The sequence below is a fragment of the Flavobacterium glycogeni genome, from assembly GCF_048286775.1.
Classification (GTDB): Bacteria; Bacteroidota; Bacteroidia; order Flavobacteriales; family Flavobacteriaceae; genus Flavobacterium.
Map to the genome: position 1 here is coordinate 72,532 of NZ_JBLVPV010000014.1, position 23,094 is coordinate 95,625.

Sequence of the window (23,094 nt, forward strand, 5' to 3'; positions counted from 1 at the left end):
TTCACATAGTCAAACTATGTGAAAAATAGTATTATTTTCTATTATTTCTCTAATTAGAAGTTTTATTTCTATGTTTCTATGTGGTAAAAAAAATATTTTTTGAATGTTCTTAAATACTTTCGCTCAAAATAGAATAAACCAATTCTTTAGTCGGTTTTTGATCTTTTAGTTTCGTTCTGACCATATCAAAAGTGACTTTGAAATCACAGCCCGATTTATAATAGCTGCAACCATAAGCGGTTTTCCCTTTAAGAACTGTTCCTTTTTGACATTTAGGACAGGCTAATGCGTCTGGAATGGCTTTCGCCAAAGTTTTCTTTGGTTCTAATACAAGTTTGAAATTTTCATCGAAACGAAGCAAGCCTTCCACAGAGCCGGCATCGGTTTTGAAGTCTTTCAAGTTTACTGTAGACCCTTTTTGAAGCAATCGTAAGTATTGGTTTTCTGATATTTTTTTCTCTGCAAAAGTGTAGGGCAATAGAAAAGTGCAACCTGCTTTATAATCACCACAACCATAAGCTGATTTCCCTTTGATGAGTGTTGCTTTTTTGCATTTCGGACAGGCTTCCGCCAAAATTCCTTCCGCTTTCTTTTTCTCTACTTTAGCAACTTCTTTTTGGACATTTCCCGCATGCGAGATATTGGCGCGTCTGGTTTCACTTCGTACTTCATACACCAAGACTTCTACCATGCGCTTCATATTGTTGATAAACGCGGCGGCGGTAAAGGTTCCTTTTTCAATATCTTTCAACTGCTTTTCCCAGGAACCCGTAAGTTCAGCCGACTTTACCAAATCATTTTGAATGGTGTCAATCAATTGAATCCCCGTTGGTGTTGGCAATACCTGTTTTTTGTTCCGAACAATGTATTGGCGTTTAAACAGGGTTTCAATAATATTGGCTCGTGTTGATGGACGCCCAATACCATTTTCTTTCATCAATTCGCGTAAATCTTCATCATCCACTTGTTTGCCCGCGGTTTCCATGGCGCGCAATAAAGTGGCTTCCGTAAACTGATTGGGTGGTTTGGTTTCCTTTTCTAAAAACGAGGGTTCGTGTGGTCCTTTTTCGCCTACAACAAAACTCGGTAATATATCGGCTTCTTTTTCTTTGGCGTTTGGGTCTTCAAAAACGATACGAAATCCTTTTTTCAAGATTTCCTTTCCGGTGGTTTTGAACAGCACATCGGCTGCTTTTCCAATTACTGTGGTATTGGCTACCAAACAATCGTCATAAAACACGGCAATAAAACGCTTTACAATAATATCATACACTTGTTGCTGATTGTATTGCAAGTTGGTTTGCATACCCGTTGGAATAATCGCATGGTGATCGGTTACTTTTTTATCGTTGAAAACTTTGGTCGATTTTTTAATCTTCTTTTCTAAAAGCGGTTGCGTCAATGCGGCATAATTGGTTAAATTTTGCAGAATACCGGGTACTTTTGGATAGATATCGTTAGGCAAAAACGTAGTGTCGACTCTCGGATACGTGACTACTTTTTGTTCGTATAAAGTCTGAACAATTTTAAGCGTTTCATCAGCCGAAAACCCAAACTTTGTATTGCAATATACTTGTAAACCTGTTAAATCAAAGAGCTTAGGCGCAAACTCATTGCCATTCTTTTTTTCGACAGAAACAATTTCAAACTCACTTTCCTGGACTTTATTCGCCAAAATTTCGCCATCTTCCTTTTTCAAAAAGCGTCCTTCCTCATAGCTGAAAAGCGTTTCTCTGTACATGGTTTGCAACTCCCAATACGGTTGAGGTTTGAAATTCTCAATTTCTTTGAATCGATCCACAACCATTGCCAGTGTTGGGGTTTGCACCCGTCCGATAGACAAAACTTGTTTGTACCCGCCATGTTTTACGGTGTACAAACGGGTGGCATTCATACCGAGTAACCAGTCGCCAATGGCTCTGGAAAATCCTGCGTAGTATAAATTATCGTAGTTGGCGGATGGTTTTAAGTTTTCAAAACCTTCTTTGATGGCTTCGGTGGTTAAAGATGAAATCCATAAGCGTTGTACCTCGCCTTTATAATTGGCTTCATTCATGACCCAACGCTGAATGAGTTCTCCTTCTTGCCCCGCATCCCCGCAGTTGATGACCAATTCGGCTTTGTCGAACAGGCTTTTTATGATTTTGAATTGCTTTTGAATTCCCGAATTTTCGACCACTTTGGTTTCAAATTTGTCAGGAAGCATGGGCAGGTTATTCAGATCCCAACTTTTCCAATGGGATTTGTAATCGTTCGGTTCTTTTAAGGTACATAAATGCCCAAAGGTGTAGGTTACGGCATAGCCGTTGCCTTCGTAATACCCATCGTGTTTGGTATTGGCTCCTAAAACGGATGCGATTTCTCGTGCTACACTTGGTTTCTCGGCAATACAGACCTTCATTTTCTCCTTCTAATTTAAGGACGCAAATTAAGAATTTAGATGTTGCTATTATAAAGAAATCTGCAGGAGTTATGAACGGGTATAAATAGTGGAGGAAGCATTAGGAGGAATGAAGCACTGTTTATCGATGCTTTATTCATACACTATCCATACACTATCTATACACTATCTATGCTTTATCAAATATTAAATAACTTTCGTAAAACAAAATAGTAACAAAAAAAAAGTTGTACCAATACAAGATTGTGGAAACCTTAAAAATAAACGAATATAAATTGCATAAGTATTTTTCACCTAAGTGTGTTAAAAATAAGTGTTTTTCACTTGTTTTAAGTATTTTTCACCTATATTAAAGATTTTTCATTTATATTTGAATAATCATTTTTCACTAAATCACATGGAAAATAAGTCCTTTTCACTTAAAATAAGTATTTTTCACGGTCGCAGTACACCAGAAGAAGGTTTGCTAGTAGGATATGGTGCTCTAATAGAAGCCTATACTTTGATACTACCACTACCCAATAGTCTAACACTAATAAGCTCCAAAAAACGTCAGTACAATACAGACCAATGGCAAGTACTTACCTCTCGTTATGAACCGGAAGATACGCTCTACAAACAATTGGTTTTTGCATTAAAATACGAAGGGGTAAATCTGTTGTTTTTTAAAAAACTATTCGAAAAATTATCTACAGCCGAGATAGAAACACTTGTACAACTGGAACCACAAGGACAATACAGCCGAAAAATTTGGTTTTTGTACGAATGGCTATTAGGTACCAAACTAAATATTTTGGATTTGGACAAAGGTAATTTTGTGTCTTTATTAGATGAAACAGTACAATATGCTTCACCTATAAGTATCAATTTCAGACGACACCGCATTAAAAACAATTTACCTGGTACCGTTAATTTTTGCCCTTTGATATTTAAAACTCAAAAATTAGAACGCTACATAGAAGCTAATCTTTCCAGCAAAAAAGACACCTATTTGAATGCCATTCACAAAGACGTATTACATCGTGCATCAGCATTTTTATTACTAAAAGATTCTAAAGCTTCCTTTACCATAGAAGGCGAAAATCCAACAAATAATCGTGCCGTCAGATGGGGAAGAGCCATAGGACAAGCGGGGTCAAAACCTTTAGACAAAGAAGAACTACTGCGGTTGCAACAAATAGTAATAGAAAATAGTCGTTTTATAAAAATGGGTTTTAGAGACGAAGGAGGTTTTGTGGGCGAACATGACAGAATTACCGGAGAACCCATGCCCGAACATATTTCGGCAAAATGGCAAGACATCGAACCCTTGATTGACGGACTAATTGCAACCTATAAAAGCATAGAAGATTCTGGTTTTAATGCCGTTCTTGCAGCAGCAAAAATAGCCTTTGGCTTTGTTTTTATCCATCCTTTTGTGGATGGTAATGGTAGAATACACCGCTATTTAATACATCATATTTTAGCCAAAATGCAATTTGCACAACAAGGAATAATTTTTCCAGTTTCGGCTTCTATTTTAAATCATATCGATGATTATAGAATAGTTTTAGAATCCTTTTCGCATCCATTATTAGATTTTATAGATTGGAAAACTACAAAAAACAACAATGTGGAAGTCTTGAATGAAACGATTGATTTTTACCGCTATTTTGACGCTACCAAACAAGCCGAATTTTTATATGATTGCGTGAATGACACCATTGAAAACGTAATTCCCAATGAGGTAAACTATCTTCAAAAATATGATGATATGAAACGATATCTTGACGATACGTTTCAAATGCCCGACAAGACAGTCGTTATACTCATTCGATTTTTAGAACAGAATAATGGAAAACTTTCAAAAAGAGCCCTTGAAAAAGAATTTTCCGTTTTGACAGATGATGAGGTAAAGGAGATTGAGGATCATTATATGGCCTATTTTTACAACTAATGGCAAGAGTGGAAAAAACGGGACTACAAACAATAAAACCTTATAATCAAGTACGGTGAACGAGGCAGTATAAATGCACTTTCATGTTTAGCAGGTTTTAATGTTGTAAAAAGTGCACTAGCTAATTCTTGTAGTTCCTGTGTACTTTTAATTTCATTTGCTTCCATAGCTATTCTTTTTCAGTAGTTAATTTATTGAGGTCCTGCGAATCTGTACTAAGCATTTGATGCATTTCATCCAATAACTCAATTTCATCCAGAGGAAGTAACTGAGCAACGATTTCCAATACGCTCGCAACATTAATAGATGGATTTTTGATCGTCTCTGAAATTTCAGGCGCTTCTTGGTCTAGTGCCAGAATGCATAATTTCAGCATGTTATAAATAACATACCCAAGTTCGCAATAATTCAGCACTCTGATTTCAGCAGTGTACATATCCGTTTTATCTGTAACAGGCTTTAGTGTGTTGAAATAGCGAACGCTTAATTTTCTATTATTCTCTACCTTTTTAATTTCATCTGTTTCCATAATTCTATTCTTTGAGGTTAGTAGTTTTATCTTGTTCTTGATCATCGTTCCTAATCATTTCATGAATTTTATCCAATAATTCAGCTTCTTCTAATGGGACAAGCCGCAACACAATTTCCAATACGCCTCGTATGGCAGCGCAAGGATTTTTAATAGTCGTCACAGACTCTTGTTCTGCATCAAGTGCTATTAGTGAAAGTTTTACAATATCTACTATAAAAAAATGCAATTCAAGGTAACTTTTAACCGGCAACGTTATATTGTACTGTCCCTTCCTGTCATCAGGTTTTAGAACTACAAAGCTTTTCCTGGCAACTCCTTTTAAATCTTCTAAGGTTTTAACTTCATTTGTTTCCATAGTCTTTAATTATTTTTTTGTTTATCCAGTTCATTTTCAATTTCCTTTAGTCGATCGAGTTCTTTTTGTGCCAAAACATCCGCTTGGTTTTTAAATTTACAGCATCTTTCTTCTAGTAACTCGTAATACAAATAATCAACATCATTAGCTTTGCTAAAACGTAAAGCACTGGGTTGCTGCTTCAGTAGTTTAAACATGGATTGATCTTCCTGAGTTTTACGGGGGAAAAGTTCTGTAGTTATAGTGGTGAAGTATTCACAAAGATTAAATAAATGGTCTAATGAAAAGTGATTAGGGGTATATCCCAGAAAAACACGGATCAAAGACAAACAAGTTTGTTCCACTATTTGATGAAGACCGGACATTTTTACTTCATCTGAGGAATGAGCATCATCATCATTATACACCCATCCCCAAATAGTGGAAATATTATTCTTCCTATTTGCTGCATAAAGCGATGCGGCTTTTAGATTTCTTTTTGGAGTTCCGGTAATGTTTAAATATGGGGACTTTTCTGCATTTTGGTATAGTAGCTCTGCATTTTGCATGATTTGCCAGAACAAGTACTGCTGATCGTCGCACATTTTTTTAAGATTGCTGAGTTGGTGGATAAGAAGCGTTGCGGTAATACTCCCATCTGTTTTCGTTTTTATTTTATCACTAATGTCATTGGTTGCATTTTCTATGGTTTCCTCTACGAGAACTAATAGGTACAAATGAGAATGCTTTTTTTGTATCCCCGTATCAGGATAAATGGTATGGTTTGAACTATAAGTTGTTACACGTTTACCAAAACAGTAAATAGCAGCTGTCTTGATATGTTCTTTAATTGCTGCCTCCAATTCTTTTTGCTGTGGAAATTCAATTGTGTTCATAATTTTGATTTTTCTGAGTGAAACTTCTCTGACAAATGTGTATTTTTGTTTAGGTCATAGCAAGTTCCGAACAGTTCCTGCCGTACCCAACCAATTAAGATTGTATCACACAATACTACATTGGTATTTTACCAATAAAAATTTTAGAACGATTTAATACCTTTGAAGAATGAACACAGCAACAAAACCAAAACATATATGACGCAACATCAGTCGCATTAGAGAATTGCGAGAAATGAAACAAGAAGCATTAGCAATTGCGTTGGGCGTAAGTCAGCAAACTGTTTCTAATATGGAAAATAGTGAAACTATTGAAGATGAAAAATTACTTGAAGTTGCAAAAGCACTAGGAGTAAATGAAGCGGTTCTAAAAAACTTTTCGGAAGAAGCTGTTTTTAATATTATTGGAAATACAGTTAATAATCATGATAATGGTGCATTATTTAATTATCAACCAAGCTTCAATCCTATCGAAAAATTAGTTGAAGTTTTTGAAGAAAATAAAAAACTTTACGAACGACTGCTCCAAGCTGAAAAAGAAAAAGCGGAATATTTAGAAAGATTATTTAAAGATAAATAATTACTTAAAAAACTATTAAGAAAGGCTGTTTCAATGGAGGCGGCCTTTCTTGTTTTACTTGGCTGTCTCACTCAGAAATAACTATAGAAAATAATGAAATAATGTTTTTAAGTTCATTTTAAAACTCCTTTTCGAGGAACTATTTTATTCAGAAAAAATCCCTACTTTGGTAATCTAATAAAAGGGGTATCGATGTAATTATTCCAGCCCTCAGTCCTCAAAAAACATTTAAGTCAACAAACATACAGAGTAAATCCAAAAATCTCAAATCGAAACCACAAAAAAAGAAATTGATCCTATGATAAATGAGTTGAATGAGAAGGAAATTGCCATATTAGAAAATCGTTAAAGTTATGAGTGGACAGGAGGGAATGAGAGGATATATTATGCAATCAATTATTGCTATATTAGAATCACTAAATAATGAATGGGATTATATACAGATAGAGCCAAAAACAGAAAATGATAAGGTTGACATAATTTGGTATTACAATGAAAGTGTTGAGGTTTGTCAAGTAAAATCTACAATAGGTCAATCGAATAGAGCTGCTATTACAAGTTGGATAAATGGGTTATATTCAGATTTTAATAATGCAATTAAATACAAAATAATCATTGTTGGTGATTCGACAATCGATGCAAAAACTTTTGCAAACAATGTCAAAAAAGAAACATTTACAGAGCAATTTGCAGTACTTGAAAATATTAAAAACAGAATCAGTATTGACATTTTTCCCTTGAATACTTCAATATTATTAAAGGCAATTAATGCAGACTTAGATAAATTATTTAATGTAAATGAATATAATCTAAATTACGAACACAAAGATTTAATTGCAAAAGCATTAGTTGGTGAATTCTCAATTTTATCAACCGAGGGGAGTAAATTAAGCAAAAAAGATTTTACTGAAAATTTACTGAAGTGGAGTCAAATTAACTTTCCAAATTTATTAAATGAAGGATCTCTTGATTTAAGTTTTTGGCTAAATAATAAAATCGATTATTCAAAGGATATCAATGATATAAGTATTTCTAATATTGATAATTTTAGCTACTATAATAAATTGATAGATGAAACAAAGTTGTTAATCAGTCACATGCATGAGCTGAAACTGCATAAGCCATTTTATGAAGTTAACAAGTTTGATTTTATTCTTTCAGAATATGAAAATAAACCTAAACTTATAACTGAATACGAGCAAGATTATTTAAAGAATTTAATTCATCAAATAATTTCAATAGAAGTTGATAATGATTTTTTCAATTTAGGCGATTTACTAGAAAGTAAAAAAATTATCATCCAAAATTTTCTTTTTGGTTATGATGATGGATGCTCATATTCAGGAAGCGAATCTGAATTAAAGAAGTTTAAATTATATAATAAATTATTTTCAAAATTACATAAAATTCAATACCTTTTGAAATATTGGAAAATAATTCAAAAATATAATTTATTACCTATTGTAGTTAAGAATGAAAACTCGACATTCAAAGAAGATATTATAATAAATTTAAAAATCCCAAACTTTGTTAAAATTATAGATTTCAAAAAATTCATTAAACCAAATCGTTATTCAATTTTAGATGAGTTTGTAAAAAAAAATGGTGCTTTTATTAATGAAGTTAAGCATATATCAAGTAGCAAAGTAAAAAACAACAATGATTTGTCAAACTACAGTTATTTTATTATTCCAGGCCTTACGTATGGAATAGTCCATAACACCGAAGAATTTGAATACTTATTAAGTTGGATTTTTGATTATAAAATTTTCAATGAAAATGACCATCAAATAATTCAAGTCAAAATTGATTCTATTAACACTAATGAAATAAAGTCATTTCCAAGTTATATATTTTTTCAGAGCAATTCAGATTTTATAATTGAATATGAAATAAACTCTAAAAATCAGAAAAAAATTATTGCAGGTAAATTAAATTATCAAAAAAAATAGTATTTTAAGATTGATGATTTAATATCAGAATTAATGAGTGGAATTGATGACATTTTAAGTCCCCTATTCAGATGGAAATTGTTAACCCGATCAGCTGGATATGCCAGCGGTTCGCTAGCGCGGAAATTCTTTCCGTGCCTACAATAAATAAGTTTTCAGAAACACATAATTTAAAAAAAAACGCTAAACATTAAAATTTAAAAATGGCACAATTTTACACTGGAGAAGCACTTGCTGATAAATTAACAGATATTATATGGAATGCAAAAAAAGAATTATTAATTCTATCTCCGTTTATTCATTTAGATGATTATTGTAAAGAAGTCTTTAAAAATTATAAACATGATCCTGAACTGGAAGTAGTCTTGGTTTTCGGAAAAAATGAAAGAGAAGCAGGGAAGAGTTTAAATAAAAATGATCTGGATTTTTTTAAAGAATTCAAAAACATTACAATTATTTATTGTAAAGATTTGCATGCTAAATTCTATTCAAATGAAAAAGAAGGCTTGCTAACTTCTCTCAATCTACTTGATAAATGCATGGTCAAAAACATTGAATATGGTATTTATTTTACAAGTTCTCTAAATCCAATTGACAAACTTTATGAAGAAACCGTAGGTTATACAAATGATGTAATTTTAACCAGTCCTTGTATATATGTAAAAAGACCCCAATTCAAAAAAGAGCTATTTGGTTTTAAAAAAACCTACGTATCATCTGAAGTATTATGGGATGTGACCGATGAATTGTATCAAAATCGAAAATTCCCAGAAAAACTTTATGACGATTTTAAAGGAGAAACAAATATCTCAAAAGAGTCAAAACCGAAACGGGAGGAATTTCAGAATAATGTAGTTAAAGACAAAATAGAATACAAAAAGCCAAAAGAGTACAATAACACTCAATCCTATCAACAATATTTTGGATTCTGTATAAGGACCGGAGTAAAGATTCCTTTTGATGTCAAACGTCCATTTTCGTTAGAAGCTTATTATTTATGGGCAAATTTTGAAAATTGGAATTATAGAGAAAATTATTGTCATAAAACAGGAGAAAATTCAAATGGTAGAACTTCGATGGCAGAGCCAATTTTATACAAAAACCGTTAATCATTATTTTTTGAATATATAAAAAATAGGGCGGGACATACAGTATAGTTAATACAGGTCAAAGCCCCACTCACCGAGCTGTTCGTCGCGTGGGCAAGGCAAAAGTCTCCTAACTTTGCCCAGCGTGGGAATTACGAGTTATAAAACAAGAGGTATTGGCTAGTGTTATTAGGAGTGAACCAGCAGTCGGTTTCTAATATCGAAGTAAGCGAAACAATCGAAGAAGAGATACTATTTCTTCATTTGCTTTTGGAAGCTATAGATAAACCCGTAGCAAAATGATATAATCCTTTATTCTTCTACTATTTTTTCTGTGCTGATGGTATTGTTTTCTCGATATAGTTTTTGTCCAATTTTGCCTTTGTCTCCTAACGCACGTCCCTTTATTAACCAAGCGACACCAAATGCAAAAAGGGATAGTGCTTCAAAAACCAAAGTAGAGTAAGGAAATAATTTGAATTCAACCGAAATAGGCACCATAATAACAAATACAAGTATCGAATAGCCGCAGCATCTATAAATGTTATTTTCATTTACTATACTTATAGGAGCATTGGTTTCATTTTCTTGGCCTATTGTAAAAACATTAATAGCTAATAATGCAAGTATTAAAAATAGTATAGTGGCAAACCCATAATGAAGATACCCAAGCAATTCTTCGGCATACGGAATTAGGGTATAAATTTTATTTGAAGAATCATTAGGATTGGTTGGAACTAATGCAACGCCTAATGCCATTATCCCAGCTATATTGGTAAGCAAGTTGTCGTTTTTCCAAATAGAAATATTTCCATGCCCTTTGTATCGGATAAGAAATAAGCCTACTGCACACAATGTCCCTGTAAAAATTTCCCTGAGATTGGTATAGTAGTAATGGCTTATGGAGGGTTGAACTTGAGTTTTGAAAAAAATAATAAAAGATAAACCAACTAAAAGTATCGGCAAACTTATCCCAAGATAACCAATGGCACGTCTAATCCTTCTGTAGGTAAAAATATCATAACTCTCAATTTTAATACCTATTTTCATATTCATTGTGTATTGATTATAGTTTCGGTTTTTACTGAAGTCAAATATACAAAAAGAAGCCCATGCTCATGCGAGCATCTTGCTCGGACACAATCTAATTCATATCGATTTCCAAAATAGAATGTTCATTATTACCGTAGTTTCTAGCACTGCTATATTTCCAATCTATTGGATCGATTACAAATCCTGCTTCTACGGGATTGTTATGTATGTAATTTAGTTTTTGCTCAAATACTTTTAATGACCAAATTTCAATAGGCATGTTATTTTGTTGCCAAAATTGTCTGTGTTTTACATTGCTATTTTTTATTCCAGCTCTTTCAAACATCCGCAACATCCATTCCTTTCTGCTTTCTTGTGCATTTTCTTCAATAATTTTCAGCATTCTCCTTGAAGTAAATCCTTTAAAATCTCTCATTAGACCAGAAGGATCACCTAATACATGACTGGGCATTAAGCAATAACCATAAAGTTCCAGTCCTTTGTTTTTTCTACAATGCTCTAACGATTCTATTATGCAATCAAAATAGACAACTCTTGTAAAAACATCAATCCAATTTACTGTGGCAAAGCTTACAAAATAAGCTCCTGTACTTTCTCCAAATTTATATTTTCTACTCATAGATAATGCAATTTAATGAAAAAACTAGAACTTTTAGGGTTAGTTTTCTTGTCTTTTACTTTGTTTGTGGGTACGAGCAAGATGCTCGCACCAGCGTTTGAGTTTATTTCTGCTCGCGATAGCTGGGGGAGACAGCTTAATTTAATGACATTGTGCTCGCACTAGCTGGTGGCTTCTCGATACAATTTTAAACAGTAAAGCTATCGCATTACTGTTTAAAATCACTACCATTGACGTTTTTTATTACGTAGCCCTTCGACTGCGCTCAGGGTGACACAATGAATGTCATTTTATATTGCTTTTTTTGTAAAAAAATTAACCTCGAAGTGACGGTTGAAACAGCTTAAACTAATGACATTGTGCTCGCACTAGCTGGTGGCTTCTCGATACAATTTTAAACAGTAAAGCTATCGCATTACTGTTTAAAATCACTACCATTGACGTTTTATTGAAAGTAAATAATTAGGGCTTACTAATTTTCTTTTTTGCTTGATCAAAAAAGAAACAAAAAAATCAAGTCTTCACTTCCTCGTCGGTCAAATTAGTTTTCGAATACTAAAAGAAAAGAACTCGCTACGCTCAAACAGCTTTTCTTTTTACGTATTCTTCAAACATTTGACACTCGACTGTGGAAGCTAAGGACAGTTGAACCTCGGAAATAACAGCAATTTAATATATAATTGAATACAACCAGACAAAGTCATTTTATATTGCTTTTTTAGGATAAAAATTATACCTCGAAGTGACGGTAGTGCGTTGACGATAAAATTTAGTGTATTTCCGAGCCATTGGATAATAATTTGCGATAGAAAATTTTTAGGAAGTATTGAGAACCCTTATATATTTAAGGCTTCTCGATACAATTTTAAACATTAAAGCTATCGCATTACTATTAAAAATCATTATCATTGACGTTTTTTATTACGTAGCCCTTCGACTTCGCTCAGGGTGACACAATGAATGTCATTTTATATTGCTTTTTTTGTAAAAAAATTAAGCCTCGAAGTGACGGTAATGCGTTAACGATAAAATTTAGTGTATTTCCGAGCCATTGGATAATAATTTGCGATAGAAAATTTTTAGGAAGTATTGAGAACCCTTATATATTTAAGGCTTCTCGATACAATTTTAAACATTAAAGCTATCGCATTACTATTAAAAATCATTACCATTGACGTTTTTTATTACGTGAGGCTTCTTCCGATAGTTATCGGAATGCGCTCAGGGTGACACAATGAATGTCATTTTATATTGCTTTTTTTGTAAAAAAATTAAGCCTCGAAGTGACGGTTGAGACAGCTTAACTTAATGACATTGTGCTCGCATAGTAATCGGGGAAAGCAATTCACAACTCTAAACACCTTTTAAAGTCATCGTATAATGTTGGGTATTATTTATCGACAAAGCCCTTCAGTTTTTCAACGAAGGGCTATTGGTTTTATGAATTTACTTTACATCTATTTATTTTTTTTCTCTTTGGTAATAGGTTACAATACTTGCTTTAGCAATAGTATTCATCCATAGATAGTATCCAACAGTTGCAGGATTTGTGTTGGAGTCTAAACCTAATTTGTCTGTTTTTAAAGCGTACACCGTTATTATGTACTGATGCAATCCGTGATTTTCAGGGGGACATGGGCCTCCATACCCGGCAACACCATAATTTGTAACACTTTGAATGGCTCCTTTTGGCGCAAGGTTTACTGTTACATTGCCTGCATTTGTAACTAATTCATTGCTATTGCTTGGAATGTCAAATACCACCCAGTGCCACCATCCACTGACCGTTGGTGCATCAGGATCATACATCGTAATTGCAAAACTTTTAGTGCCTTCCGGTGCATTTGCCCAAGATAATTGAGGCGATTGGTTTTTGCCTGTGCAACCAAAGCCGCCAAATTCTTCGGTTTTTGTGGCTTGTCCGCCCAAATCTTTACTGCTTAAAGTAAATGTCTTTTGGGCAAAAATCGTAGTTGTTGTAAATAGCAAACAAAGCAATGCTAAATTAATCTTTTTCATTTTTTAATTATTTTAAAAATTTAGATTGCAAAGATAATTTACCACAAAGCTTTCGGGTTACTCTAAAAAGTTCTAAAAGTGTTTCCGGAAGTTCATTTTTCCAGTTGAAATTGTTTTGGGGTAGTATTGTATTTTACTTTAAATGCCTGAGTGAAACTTGATAAACTTTCAAACCCAATTTCAGCATAAATATCAATGGGACGCTTCTTTTTACTATTTAATAAGTAAGCGGCGTACTCTAATCTTTTTTCTTGAAACCATTTTATGGGACTTGTCTGGTAGTGTTGTTCGAAATTTCTCTTGAAAGTAGAAATGCTCATGTTGCATAAAAAGGAAAGTTCCTGAATGGTCAGATTGTTCAATTTATTGCTTTCAATTACAGCTGTAAAATGCCTGCTTTGACTGTCTTGGTAAGGCAGTATGTTATTTAAAAATTCAGTGCCGTTTCTGTGCAATAAATAGGTTGCTATTTCTTCAAATTTAGCTTGCAATAAGCTGCTTTGAAGTGAATTATCGTATTCTTTTATTTTAATCAAACTCTGGACAAAATGATGAATGTAGTCATCATATTGGAATATCTCATAAGGTTTAGCACTTGAATGAACCGTTTTTGAAAGGTTGTTTTTTTGCAATAATTTCAGTAGCATATCATCATTAAAAAAGAATAATACGCTTCGATATGCATTCGTTTCCGAAAGATTCTCCGTCATTAAACAATTTCCTGATTTTATTAATAAAAATGCGTCATTATTAATAATTGTTGCTTTGTCTTGCGTGATGAGTTCTTTTGTTCCTTCAAGCAAAAAGCTAAAAACATTCTTATTCAGCATGACCCTATTCTTGATAGAAGAACTTGTTACATTATAATCAAAAATTTGCACCTCACTTTTGGTGTCAATATTTAAATCATTAGGAAGATGTTGAATGTTCATAGTGTATTGTCAGGTTGAAGCTAAAGTTCTGGTGCTTAGGATGGATGGGGGAGTTGTAACCAGAGTATTTTTGGCTGAACGTAATTATGAATAAAAACGGTAATTCCACTAAAATCCCCAGTCAACCCAAACGCCTGTTGGCAGATGGTTGCTTTTATTTTTTAAAGTTGCAGTATTCGTCAAGTCCATTCAAATCGGAAGTATTATAACCTAAATCAATCGCTTTTTTTATATCTGAACAACCACCTTCTTTATCTTCTTTTTTTAATAAAGTTTTACTTAAACCTCTCATAAAATAAATAGTGGAAATATCTTTAGGATTTAACTCAAGTACTTTTGTAAAATCTTTTATTGCGTTTTCAAAATCTTGCATAGCATAAAATGTTCCTGCCCGTTTTGTATAAATTTCCACAAGATTTTCATTATAATTTATTGCGGAAGTATATAATTCATTTGCTTTTTTATAGTTCTTGTTTTCAATGCATAATTTGTCAGCCTTTTCAATTAAATCATTTAGTTTACTATTCTTCTTTTCAGGTTTTAATTTCAATTTATTTTCAATCAATGCAACTAATTCTTTATTATTACTTTCTTTTGCGGCAGATAATACTGAATTTCCTTGGTTATCCTTTGAGTTTATATCTGCGCCATTTTCTAGTAATAAGTTTACAATTTTAATGTTACCTTTCGAGCAGGCATACAATAAAGCATCTGTATTAAATCCATCTTTCCAATTTACATTCGCTTTGTTTTCTATTAGTTTTTTTGCAATTTCATAATTATCATTATTTACAGCAGTTATTAAAAGATTTACTTTCATCCAAGAGTTTTCTTCTGTAAAATTTGGATTTGCATTTTGTTTTAGTAATTCATCAACATTGTTTAAATTATTTTCTTTCACAGCTTTATATAGCTTTTCGTTCACGTTTTGTCCAAATGCAAAAAGGAAATTTAAAAAGAATAGGATTGATAAAATTTTTGTTTTAGAGTGTTTCATTTTTTATTTAGTATTTCGATTTTTTTGCAATCTCTGCCAACTTGTATATACGCGAAAAAAACCTTCGTTATACCTGAATTTGGGTGGATTGGCGCTATTTTGTAGCATTTATTATTTCTTCAAATATATAAATTAATACCGAAAACACTGATGAAAAACGTTTGGTTTTATATCTTTTTAAAAGGAACTCCTTTTGATTCAGGGATTTTAGGGGAAACCATAAATACTGTTTTTTACCAAAAAAACTACAACTTTTTTAGGGTTGTAGTTTCTTGTGTTTTATTCTGTTTGTGGGTACGAGCAAGATGCTCGCACCGGGGGGTAAAAAATAGTAATGGGTAATTATTTTACAATAAACAGATTGCAAAATAATTACCCATTAAAATAAACAAACTTCAATTATCAAGAAGTCCAAAGAAGTATCCTACTTTCTATTTCAAGGTACTACTATCCACTCTTGATGGTGTATCTTTTCCGTTAACAATAGTAGAAGAACTAATCGCAATGGCTTTAATGATTTGTGTCATGTTAACCATATCAAGAGTTTCTATTTCATCACTTACTTTGTGGTAATTCGGTTCGCTATCCATTTTAGAAGTAGAAATCGTATGTGCAGGAACGCCCAGTTTTGCTAGAGTCGCATTATCTGAACGATAGAATAATTGTTGTTCCGGGTAAGGATCCGGATAAAATTTAAACGCTGATCCTTGTAAATTTTTCTGAAGTATTTCCCCCATACTAGATTTTTCAAAACCAGTGATGTAAGCCGAATTTTTACCCCATTTCGATTCCGTTCCAATCATTTCCAAGTTAAACATAGCCATTACTTGCGCTGGGTTTAATTGTTTCGAAAAATATTGTGCGCCGTAACCTCCAATTTCTTCTGCTACAAATGTGGTAAACAGTATCGTACGCTCATTATTATTTAGTTTCTTGAAATACTTGGCCAGCATGATTACGGCTGTTGTTCCAGCGGCATCATCATTAGCGCCATTATAAATAGAATCGGTACCATCGTGCTCCACTCCTTCTGCCGGGGAACCCACACCTAAATGGTCATAATGCCCCGAAAACACAACATATTCATTTGGCTTGCTTTTGCCTTTCAATACGCCTACTACGTTATTCAATGCTTTTTTTGTAATTGTATTGGTGCCTTCTATTGAAAATTGAGTCGCTTCAGTAGTGCCAAAAACAAAGACAACCGTATTTCCTCCAGGATTAGCAGTCATTTGCGGAATGTGTTTCACATTTTGGATTCGGGTTTTAAAAGAAGCATCTACAAGAACCAAAAGATTTTTTTCGCTCTGATAATACTCGTAAAACTTCGGACCAAATTTATCTCCAGCATTTATTTTTACAACCTGAACATCACTTTTTTCAGTCAAAGCAACTTGAGGTTGGTATGAAAAAGAAACCATATCACCTTTATCAATTACTTTACCATCAATCAGCACCTTTAGGGAAACATTTTTAGACTCGGTCATGGAAAACTCCTGCTTGAAATCCTTCGCTCCGTTAAATGTTTGCAGTCCTATTTTCTTAAATTCAGATTCAATATAAGAGGAAGCCTTATCGATACCAGGAGTAAACGCTCTTCGGCCTTGCATATCATCCGCCGAAAGCACTTTCTCTATTTCGGTAACGTCTTTTGTATTGATAATTTTATTGATGGACTGCGCCTGCAATATGCAAGTTGAACAAAGCACAACTGCACTTAAAATAATTTTTTTCATAAATTATAGCTTTTAATAACAATAGATTCTACAGTAAGAGTGCAGTATTGAAAAAGTGTTACAGTAAAACTACTAAAAAGGTTTAGGACCTATTTACAATTTGGAGCAGAATGATTGAAGTTTTCAAGAACGAAACCTCCTGCTGTTCGCTGTATCTCTACACTTCGTTACGAGGATGCCGCTACCATCAGGGCTAAAAATCACGAACTTTTTTCATAATACCGTTTCCACAATCTGGTCATTGCGAGTTCCGATAGCTATCGGAACGAAGCAATCACACTTAAATAGGCCTCTCAAAAGTAAGAACTAACTACAAATACTCTTTAATGGAAAAAGCTTATAATTGGTTCATGAACCGCGTTACAAACGCTACGTTTTGTATTACAATTAAGTTGGTACTCGTTGAAAACGAGCACCAGATGGGAGCGCTTTTTCGCGGATGGTTTCAAAACGATAGGGCAGGTATTCGCTCAATTGGGCGACAAAATTATGTTTCATGACAATGCTCAGCTTCCATAAAATAGCAAATTGTAGCGAGTCTCTCTTGAAATAATCATTCAATCCTGTGGGTAGTATCCCTAATGCCCGAGCCACATCGGCTTTCTTAATTTTATTTTGAATAACGTGGTAATGAATAAAATTACCTATCAAAGGATAATGTTCCCCGAGATCTTTCTTGTATTTCTTGCTGGTGTTTATCATCTTTCTTATATTTTATTCTATAAAGGTAGTCGTTTTTGTTATTAAACAGCTGTTAATTACCAGCAGTATTGGTGCAAGTTACCAGTACTATTGGTATTAAAGACCAATAGTACTCCCTAAAACAACCTATTATATTGGTGCTTATTATCACTATTACTGGTGTTAAATACCAATAATACTGGTATTTATTACCAATATTATTGGTGTTTAATACCATTAGTACTGTCTTTTATTACCAGTATTATTGGTGTTTACTATCCATTTTAGGGAATTAGTCCAAAAACAGTCGGTAGATCGGGTAAACATATCGGTAAAAAAAATCGCCCCTTTTGCATTCAAAAGAGGCGATTGTTATTATATAGAAAAGAAATTTATTTATAACGTCCCGATATCGGGAATAGAATTAATGATGCAAATTTATTGCTGTTTTATCAGCATCTATATTTAAATGCTTTATTTTTTCAAAAAATAGATTTTTAATCCTATCAGAATTTATATAAAACCCTGTAATATTTTGTCGTTTGTCACGAACAAACCGAATACCGCCAAAATTCCGAGTACTACTTAGGAACAAGTCCGCCTGAATAGGAGTGAAACTTATTACGGGTTGATTTTTATTATTTGTAAATAAGCCTTTTTCATTTTGAGACAATGTGTATGTTGTCTTTAACGCATCGCTGTAAAATGTGCCTGTAAACTCACTCAAAGCATCAGTAGAGTAGTTTATAGGGTTGTAGGCTTCATATGCATATTCATCGCTTTCGCCAGAAGTATAAATCATTTTCATAGTACCAGCTTCTTTACGAAATTTTACCATGATAACACTATAGTCATCAACCACCATTTGGAAACTATTTTCTGATATTGGCACTAATAGGCTTTCGTCATTGCTGCCTAAAGATTGGTAACGTAAAGTGTCATTTTTTACATAAATTCTACGAGCCGCCACTCTTTCATTGTCCCAATAATAGCCACTGTATGCTCCTAATTGTTGGGGTGTCATTTTTATGGTTTTAAGCTTACTGAAATCAATACTTGATGGTTCAGGAAATATATCCCCAAGCACTTCATTAGCCATATCCATGGCAAGGCTACCATTGTATCGATTGTTGTTGCCAAGTACAAATGAAGTAACATGTTGACGTGGAAATATGAAAATATTACTTGCATAACCGCCCTCTAAGCCAAAAGCCCAAATTTTTGGAACGCCTCGTTTTGCATGTTGATGCTGTTGTCCGTATAATAATCTTCCGGCAGTAGGGTTAAAAGTGGTGGTGCCATCATTTAAAGTAACGGGAGCAGTCAGTTTTTCAATTAATTTTTTGCCGCCTACTTTGGGGTTCTCAAAATTGAGATACCAACGACTTAGATCTGCTGCCGAAGTGTAAAGATTGGTAGTTCCAGTAATGGAATTGTTGCTATGACTATTCTTTAACCCGTTTTTACTAGCTTGATAGGGAACAGCCACATTGGGTATCATCATTTCACTATCATCACAAAACAAGGTATTGGTCATACCTAAGGGTTGAAAAATATGTTCCTGAGAAAAGGCTGCCAGAGTTTGCCCTGTAATTTGCTTTACTACTTCAGCCAATAAAAGGAGTCCTGATGAAGTCTGAGAAAATTTTGTACCCGGTATGTAATCCAATTTCTTTTGTTGAAAGATTAAATCCAACGCATCTTTTTGCGTAAAAACATCTTTATCTCTCCACCCTGCAATTTCTTTTAAGGCTAAAAAGTCAGGCAAACCACTCGATTGGCTTAACAAATGCTTAATGGTTATTTTATGCCCAAAATCAGGTAATTGTGGAATATATTTATGAACATCATCAGATAATGACAGTTTTCCCTGTTCTTCCAGCAGTAAAATTGCAAAAGCCGTAAATTGCTTTGACATAGCACCTATTTGAAATTTGGTGTCTATGGTTATTGGTGCTTGATGATTTATATCTGCACTTCCAAATCCTTGTAAATAGACAGTTTTACCGTTCTTTAATAGCCCTGCTGCCACGCCCGGTTTAGATGGAGCATTGTCCCACTCCGAGAATACCTTATCTACCCTTTTAATTGTTTCTTTCTGTATATGGGGTGTGTTTGCTTCAATAAGCGCTATGATCTCATGAGCCATTTTTGATCCAGAACTAGGGTCTTGTCCGGTTACAAATCTGCCATCAACAACAACAAAATTGTCCCAACCTTTATCAGAATACACAAAGTTGCCTTCATTGCTTTTTATGGCCTGGTCAATTGCAAAAGGAAATGTTTTGTAGTATTCTTTTTCCTTGCTTTCAAACTTGTCGGGAAAACCTGTTATCTTTTTGCCAGCATACAGCGATTTTCCAGCGTCATCTTTCAGGTAGGCTAACCCTGCCGTGCCGTGACAAATTGCGGAAACTACTCCATTCTTGTTGTAAATTTTCCTTGCAATGTTTTGAATAGTTTGGTTTTCTGCCACACCAAACATGGCTGCTCCGCCACCATTAAAAAAAATGGCACTATAATCGTCTGTTTTGATATCTGATGGCTGTAAGGTATGCTCCAATTTGTCCATAAAAAAGGCATCATAAAGATGTTTTTTCTGAATACTATCAGAGGAATTGATATAGCCAATCGGAATTGCCCCACCCTTGGGACTGATGAAATCTACAGCGTATCCCGCTTTTATAAATATGTCATAAGGAACTACAATCTCCTCAAAGTGATTGGAAGCACTTAATTTAGTGTTTCCATAATAATCCTGATTTGATGTTACAAACAAGACTTTTTTTTGCGCGTAAACAGATGTAAGCCATGAGCTGAATAAAATGCCCATAAAAATTACTAGATAAAATTTAGTTGTCGATCTATACATAAATGATTTTTTTTTATGAGTCCAAATGTATAGAGACACTATGTCTTTCAGGATCTAGTTCGCAAAATGGGAGTATGATTTTATAGAATCGAACTCATTTTGAGTGTGATTTTTGATATTCTGCGGGAGTTAAGCCGGTTATTTTTTTAAATGCAGTAAAGAAAGTCGATTTTGAGTAAAAACCACTATCATAACCTAAACTTTCAATTGTATAGTTTTTTTCGGTTTCTAATAATTTTTTTGCTTTTTCAATTCTATATTCTTTAATGAGAGTTGAAAAAGATTTACCTACGATTTCATTTACATACTGAGATAATAGATGTTTTGCTACTTTCAGTTCTTTTGCGGCTTCTTCAAGGCTGAAATTTGGATTAAGATACAGTTCTTTTTTAACTATTATTGATAGTTTTTGGCCAATTAGATCCAGCGTTTCCGCGTCCATTTCTTTGTTTTTGTATTTCTCTTTTTCTTGAAAAAAAGTGGATTCATTACTATTTCTAAAAATTAAAAGCAAGACAATTAAGTACAAAATAAATGTAAATGATAAAGCTCCAACTATATAAGAAGTGTAAGCTGCGGTAGTATATGCTAACCATATAGATGTAACCCCTAGATAGATGCTAAGGAGCCATACATCTATTTTTTTTAAACTTTCTTTTTCTTTGAATTTTTGAATAATCGGCTGGAGGTATTTTAAGGAAAAAATAATGTAAAGCAACCATTGGTAATATATTGCTTTTACAATCCATCTACTCCAAACTTCACGATGTTCAACATATGGATAAAAAATTCCTAAAATTGTTATTACTGCCAAATAAGGCATTACATGTTTTGTCCAATTTGGTTTTTCATCTTTTCTATATGATTTCAGATATAAAAAAAGAAACGGACCAATCAGAACGCAAGCCGAAAGCCCAACCTGAATAAAAATATTGGATAAGTGCGGATTAAAATAGAAAAATACGGATTTAATAATTCTGATACTTAAAACCAGCAGTAGTAAGGATAAAAAATAGTTTGTGAAAATTTTCTTTTTAGTATTTATGGCAAAATATAATGAAAGTAAAAAGCCATTAAAAGCTCCTAAGGCGCTAAAGAAGAAAAGTAACTGATTTGATTCTGTCATTATTTAGTTAAATTAATAGTTGTTTACGCATTAATTATCAGAGTAAAAACACTTTGAAAACCAATTGTCCAAAGAACAAGTATTGTCTTTTTTCATTCAATCAATTTTGAAGTGTTTCACAAAAAATATCCGCTAACGTCAGTGTGTCTAATAACCTCCATTTTAATATTTCATATTCGGACTCCCATCTTTGAAAAATCTAAAATATGCAATTCTCAGAGGGTTGTTTTAGGTTTTTAGACAGTCTGACGCCTGTTAGCGGTTCGTTGTTTTTGTTGTCAGTCGTTTAATTTTACCCAAATGTAGTCATCAATAATTTGCCCTTTTTTGATAACAGCTTTCTTTCTTATGCTTTCTAAATAATATCCGTTTTTTTCTAATGCTTTCATTGATGCGTTATTAAAGTCAAAAACACCAGCTACAATTCTTATAATGTCAAAAGTTGCAAAAGTATATTCAGTCATTTTTGCAATAGCTTGTGTTGCCAAGCCTTTGCCCCAAAATGGCTCTGCTATGAAATAACCTATTTCGGCACAAAGTCTATGCACATCATCCTGAATAGTAATTCCTATTTCTCCTGCCAATTCATTGTCATAGAATATAAAAAATCTTTGAGAAGGATTTTTATCAAGTTGAATGTTTATAAAATCTATTGCATCTTGTTTTGTAAATGGATTAGGTGTTTTGTCATAACCATTATCTAAAACATTAGGGTTGTTACGCATTTGTGCAAATGTGTCTGCATAGTCAAGGCTGTATTGTCTAAATTCCATATTAAATTTGTTTATTCTGTTGTCTATCTTGAAGTGTCTCACAAAAAATATCTGCTAACTTGCACATAGCTCTGACAATATTCGACTTGTCACCCCTAAAATGGGACGCTTTGTCTGATAAACGTCAGTATTTATTTATTTTCAAATATATAAATTAATACCGAAAAAACTGATTGAAAATATTCTGGTTTTATATCTTTTTTCAAAAGTAACTTCTTTTAATTCAGGGATTTTATGGGAAACTGTAAATGCTGTTTTTACCAAAAAAAACTACAACTTTTAGGGTTGTAGTTTCTTGTATTTTATTTTGTTTGTGGGTACGAGCAAGATGCTCGCACGGGCTTCTCGATACAATTTTTAGCATTAAAGCTATCGCATTAATGCTAAAAATCACTCGAAGTGACGGTTGAAACAACTTAATTTAAAGCTATCGCATTACTATTTAAAATCACTACCATTGACGTTTTTATATTTCAACCAGTTGCATGTTTAATTCAATAGCTTTTTTTGTAAGAAATTTAATTTGTTGTTCTTTTTGTTTTTGCAAATAAATTTCAACTCCTTTTT

General features: G+C 33.3%; 18 protein-coding genes. 4 read left to right on the forward strand and 14 right to left on the reverse strand.

The genetic code is table 11. The features are described from left to right. Positions 1–109 precede the first annotated feature (109 nt). Positions 110–2,401 carry a DNA topoisomerase 3 gene (locus tag ACNQGX_RS12300; protein ID WP_417976639.1) on the reverse strand — a complete coding sequence of 764 codons (2,292 nt, stop codon included), beginning with the start codon at positions 2,399–2,401 and terminating at the stop codon, positions 110–112. Between the two features lie 397 nt (positions 2,402–2,798). On the opposite strand from ACNQGX_RS12300, the gene ACNQGX_RS12305 reads away from it, so the two are divergent. Next, the gene (locus tag ACNQGX_RS12305) at positions 2,799–4,337 is read left to right on the forward strand and encodes a Fic family protein (protein ID WP_417976641.1); all 1,539 of its coding nucleotides are present in this window, start codon (positions 2,799–2,801) and stop codon (positions 4,335–4,337) included. A gap of 169 nt (positions 4,338–4,506) precedes the next feature. Here the strand turns inward: ACNQGX_RS12305 and ACNQGX_RS12310 are convergent, their stop codons facing one another. From ACNQGX_RS12310 to ACNQGX_RS12320, 3 genes are read right to left on the reverse strand one after another with little or no spacing between them, the layout of a single operon-like run. Beyond that, entirely contained in the window at positions 4,507–4,911 is a 405-nt protein-coding gene (locus ACNQGX_RS12310; protein WP_417976643.1) for a hypothetical protein, read from the reverse strand. Then, complete coding sequence (locus ACNQGX_RS12315) at positions 4,871–5,224, reverse strand: hypothetical protein (RefSeq protein ID WP_417976645.1); 354 nt, start codon at positions 5,222–5,224, stop codon at positions 4,871–4,873. The genes ACNQGX_RS12310 and ACNQGX_RS12315 overlap by 41 nt, the downstream gene beginning before the upstream one ends. Before the next feature lie 5 nt (positions 5,225–5,229). Beyond that, entirely contained in the window at positions 5,230–6,099 is an 870-nt protein-coding gene (locus tag ACNQGX_RS12320) for a hypothetical protein (protein ID WP_417976646.1), read from the reverse strand. Between the two features lie 208 nt (positions 6,100–6,307). On the opposite strand from ACNQGX_RS12320, the gene ACNQGX_RS12325 reads away from it, so the two are divergent. The 3 genes from ACNQGX_RS12325 to ACNQGX_RS12335 all read left to right on the forward strand — a co-directional run bounded on the left by ACNQGX_RS12325 (position 6,308) and on the right by ACNQGX_RS12335 (position 9,740). After that, complete coding sequence (locus tag ACNQGX_RS12325) at positions 6,308–6,679, forward strand: helix-turn-helix domain-containing protein (protein ID WP_417976672.1); 372 nt, start codon at positions 6,308–6,310, stop codon at positions 6,677–6,679. Positions 6,680–7,032: 353 nt separating this feature from the next. Then, positions 7,033–8,631 (forward strand): hypothetical protein, encoded by a 1,599-nt coding sequence (locus tag ACNQGX_RS12330; protein ID WP_417976648.1) that lies wholly within the window; start codon positions 7,033–7,035, stop codon positions 8,629–8,631. A gap of 203 nt (positions 8,632–8,834) precedes the next feature. Then, complete coding sequence (locus tag ACNQGX_RS12335; RefSeq protein WP_417976650.1) at positions 8,835–9,740, forward strand: phospholipase D-like domain-containing protein; 906 nt, start codon at positions 8,835–8,837, stop codon at positions 9,738–9,740. Between the two features lie 291 nt (positions 9,741–10,031). On the opposite strand, the gene ACNQGX_RS12340 is transcribed toward ACNQGX_RS12335, so the two are convergent. The 10 genes from ACNQGX_RS12340 to ACNQGX_RS12385 form a co-directional block, all read right to left on the reverse strand. After that, positions 10,032–10,769: a hypothetical protein gene (locus ACNQGX_RS12340; protein WP_417976652.1), complete on the reverse strand. Its 738-nt coding sequence runs from the start codon at positions 10,767–10,769 to the stop codon at positions 10,032–10,034. A gap of 94 nt (positions 10,770–10,863) precedes the next feature. Next, entirely contained in the window at positions 10,864–11,391 is a 528-nt protein-coding gene (locus ACNQGX_RS12345) for a transposase (RefSeq protein WP_417976654.1), read from the reverse strand. A gap of 1,461 nt (positions 11,392–12,852) precedes the next feature. Continuing rightward, on the reverse strand, positions 12,853–13,410 hold the full coding sequence (locus ACNQGX_RS12350; protein ID WP_417976656.1) for a YbhB/YbcL family Raf kinase inhibitor-like protein: 558 nt from the start codon (positions 13,408–13,410) through the stop codon (positions 12,853–12,855). Between the two features lie 92 nt (positions 13,411–13,502). Continuing rightward, complete coding sequence (locus ACNQGX_RS12355) at positions 13,503–14,342, reverse strand: helix-turn-helix domain-containing protein (RefSeq protein WP_417976658.1); 840 nt, start codon at positions 14,340–14,342, stop codon at positions 13,503–13,505. Positions 14,343–14,496: 154 nt separating this feature from the next. Continuing rightward, entirely contained in the window at positions 14,497–15,243 is a 747-nt protein-coding gene (locus tag ACNQGX_RS12360; protein ID WP_417976660.1) for an ankyrin repeat domain-containing protein, read from the reverse strand. A gap of 527 nt (positions 15,244–15,770) precedes the next feature. Continuing rightward, positions 15,771–17,075, reverse strand: a complete 1,305-nt coding sequence (locus tag ACNQGX_RS12365; protein WP_417976662.1) for a M20/M25/M40 family metallo-hydrolase — start codon at positions 17,073–17,075, stop codon at positions 15,771–15,773. A gap of 387 nt (positions 17,076–17,462) precedes the next feature. Next, on the reverse strand, positions 17,463–17,777 hold the full coding sequence (locus ACNQGX_RS12370; protein WP_417976664.1) for a transcriptional regulator: 315 nt from the start codon (positions 17,775–17,777) through the stop codon (positions 17,463–17,465). Between the two features lie 403 nt (positions 17,778–18,180). Next, positions 18,181–20,628 (reverse strand): serine hydrolase, encoded by a 2,448-nt coding sequence (locus ACNQGX_RS12375; protein ID WP_417976666.1) that lies wholly within the window; start codon positions 20,626–20,628, stop codon positions 18,181–18,183. Positions 20,629–20,722: 94 nt separating this feature from the next. Further along, positions 20,723–21,754: a helix-turn-helix domain-containing protein gene (locus ACNQGX_RS12380; protein ID WP_417976668.1), complete on the reverse strand. Its 1,032-nt coding sequence runs from the start codon at positions 21,752–21,754 to the stop codon at positions 20,723–20,725. A 278-nt stretch (positions 21,755–22,032) separates the two neighbouring features. Further along, positions 22,033–22,527, reverse strand: coding sequence for a GNAT family N-acetyltransferase (locus tag ACNQGX_RS12385; RefSeq protein WP_417976670.1), 495 nt, complete (start codon positions 22,525–22,527; stop codon positions 22,033–22,035). Positions 22,528–23,094: the final 567 nt, after the last annotated feature.

What these genes read in the sequence shown, in the direction of transcription:
- ACNQGX_RS12300 (WP_417976639.1), bottom strand. Translation starts at nt 2,401, where the DNA reads ATGAAGGTCTGTATTGCCGAGAAACCAAGTGTAGCACGAGAAATCGCA.
- ACNQGX_RS12305 (WP_417976641.1), top strand. Translation starts at nt 2,799, where the DNA reads ATGGAAAATAAGTCCTTTTCACTTAAAATAAGTATTTTTCACGGTCGC.
- ACNQGX_RS12310 (WP_417976643.1), bottom strand. Translation starts at nt 4,911, where the DNA reads ATGATCAAGAACAAGATAAAACTACTAACCTCAAAGAATAGAATTATG.
- ACNQGX_RS12315 (WP_417976645.1), bottom strand. Translation starts at nt 5,224, where the DNA reads ATGGAAACAAATGAAGTTAAAACCTTAGAAGATTTAAAAGGAGTTGCC.
- ACNQGX_RS12320 (WP_417976646.1), bottom strand. Translation starts at nt 6,099, where the DNA reads ATGAACACAATTGAATTTCCACAGCAAAAAGAATTGGAGGCAGCAATT.
- ACNQGX_RS12330 (WP_417976648.1), top strand. Translation starts at nt 7,033, where the DNA reads ATGAGTGGACAGGAGGGAATGAGAGGATATATTATGCAATCAATTATT.
- ACNQGX_RS12335 (WP_417976650.1), top strand. Translation starts at nt 8,835, where the DNA reads ATGGCACAATTTTACACTGGAGAAGCACTTGCTGATAAATTAACAGAT.
- ACNQGX_RS12340 (WP_417976652.1), bottom strand. Translation starts at nt 10,769, where the DNA reads ATGAAAATAGGTATTAAAATTGAGAGTTATGATATTTTTACCTACAGA.
- ACNQGX_RS12345 (WP_417976654.1), bottom strand. Translation starts at nt 11,391, where the DNA reads ATGAGTAGAAAATATAAATTTGGAGAAAGTACAGGAGCTTATTTTGTA.
- ACNQGX_RS12350 (WP_417976656.1), bottom strand. Translation starts at nt 13,410, where the DNA reads ATGAAAAAGATTAATTTAGCATTGCTTTGTTTGCTATTTACAACAACT.
- ACNQGX_RS12355 (WP_417976658.1), bottom strand. Translation starts at nt 14,342, where the DNA reads ATGAACATTCAACATCTTCCTAATGATTTAAATATTGACACCAAAAGT.
- ACNQGX_RS12365 (WP_417976662.1), bottom strand. Translation starts at nt 17,075, where the DNA reads ATGAAAAAAATTATTTTAAGTGCAGTTGTGCTTTGTTCAACTTGCATA.
- ACNQGX_RS12370 (WP_417976664.1), bottom strand. Translation starts at nt 17,777, where the DNA reads ATGATAAACACCAGCAAGAAATACAAGAAAGATCTCGGGGAACATTAT.
- ACNQGX_RS12375 (WP_417976666.1), bottom strand. Translation starts at nt 20,628, where the DNA reads ATGTATAGATCGACAACTAAATTTTATCTAGTAATTTTTATGGGCATT.
- ACNQGX_RS12380 (WP_417976668.1), bottom strand. Translation starts at nt 21,754, where the DNA reads ATGACAGAATCAAATCAGTTACTTTTCTTCTTTAGCGCCTTAGGAGCT.
- ACNQGX_RS12385 (WP_417976670.1), bottom strand. Translation starts at nt 22,527, where the DNA reads ATGGAATTTAGACAATACAGCCTTGACTATGCAGACACATTTGCACAA.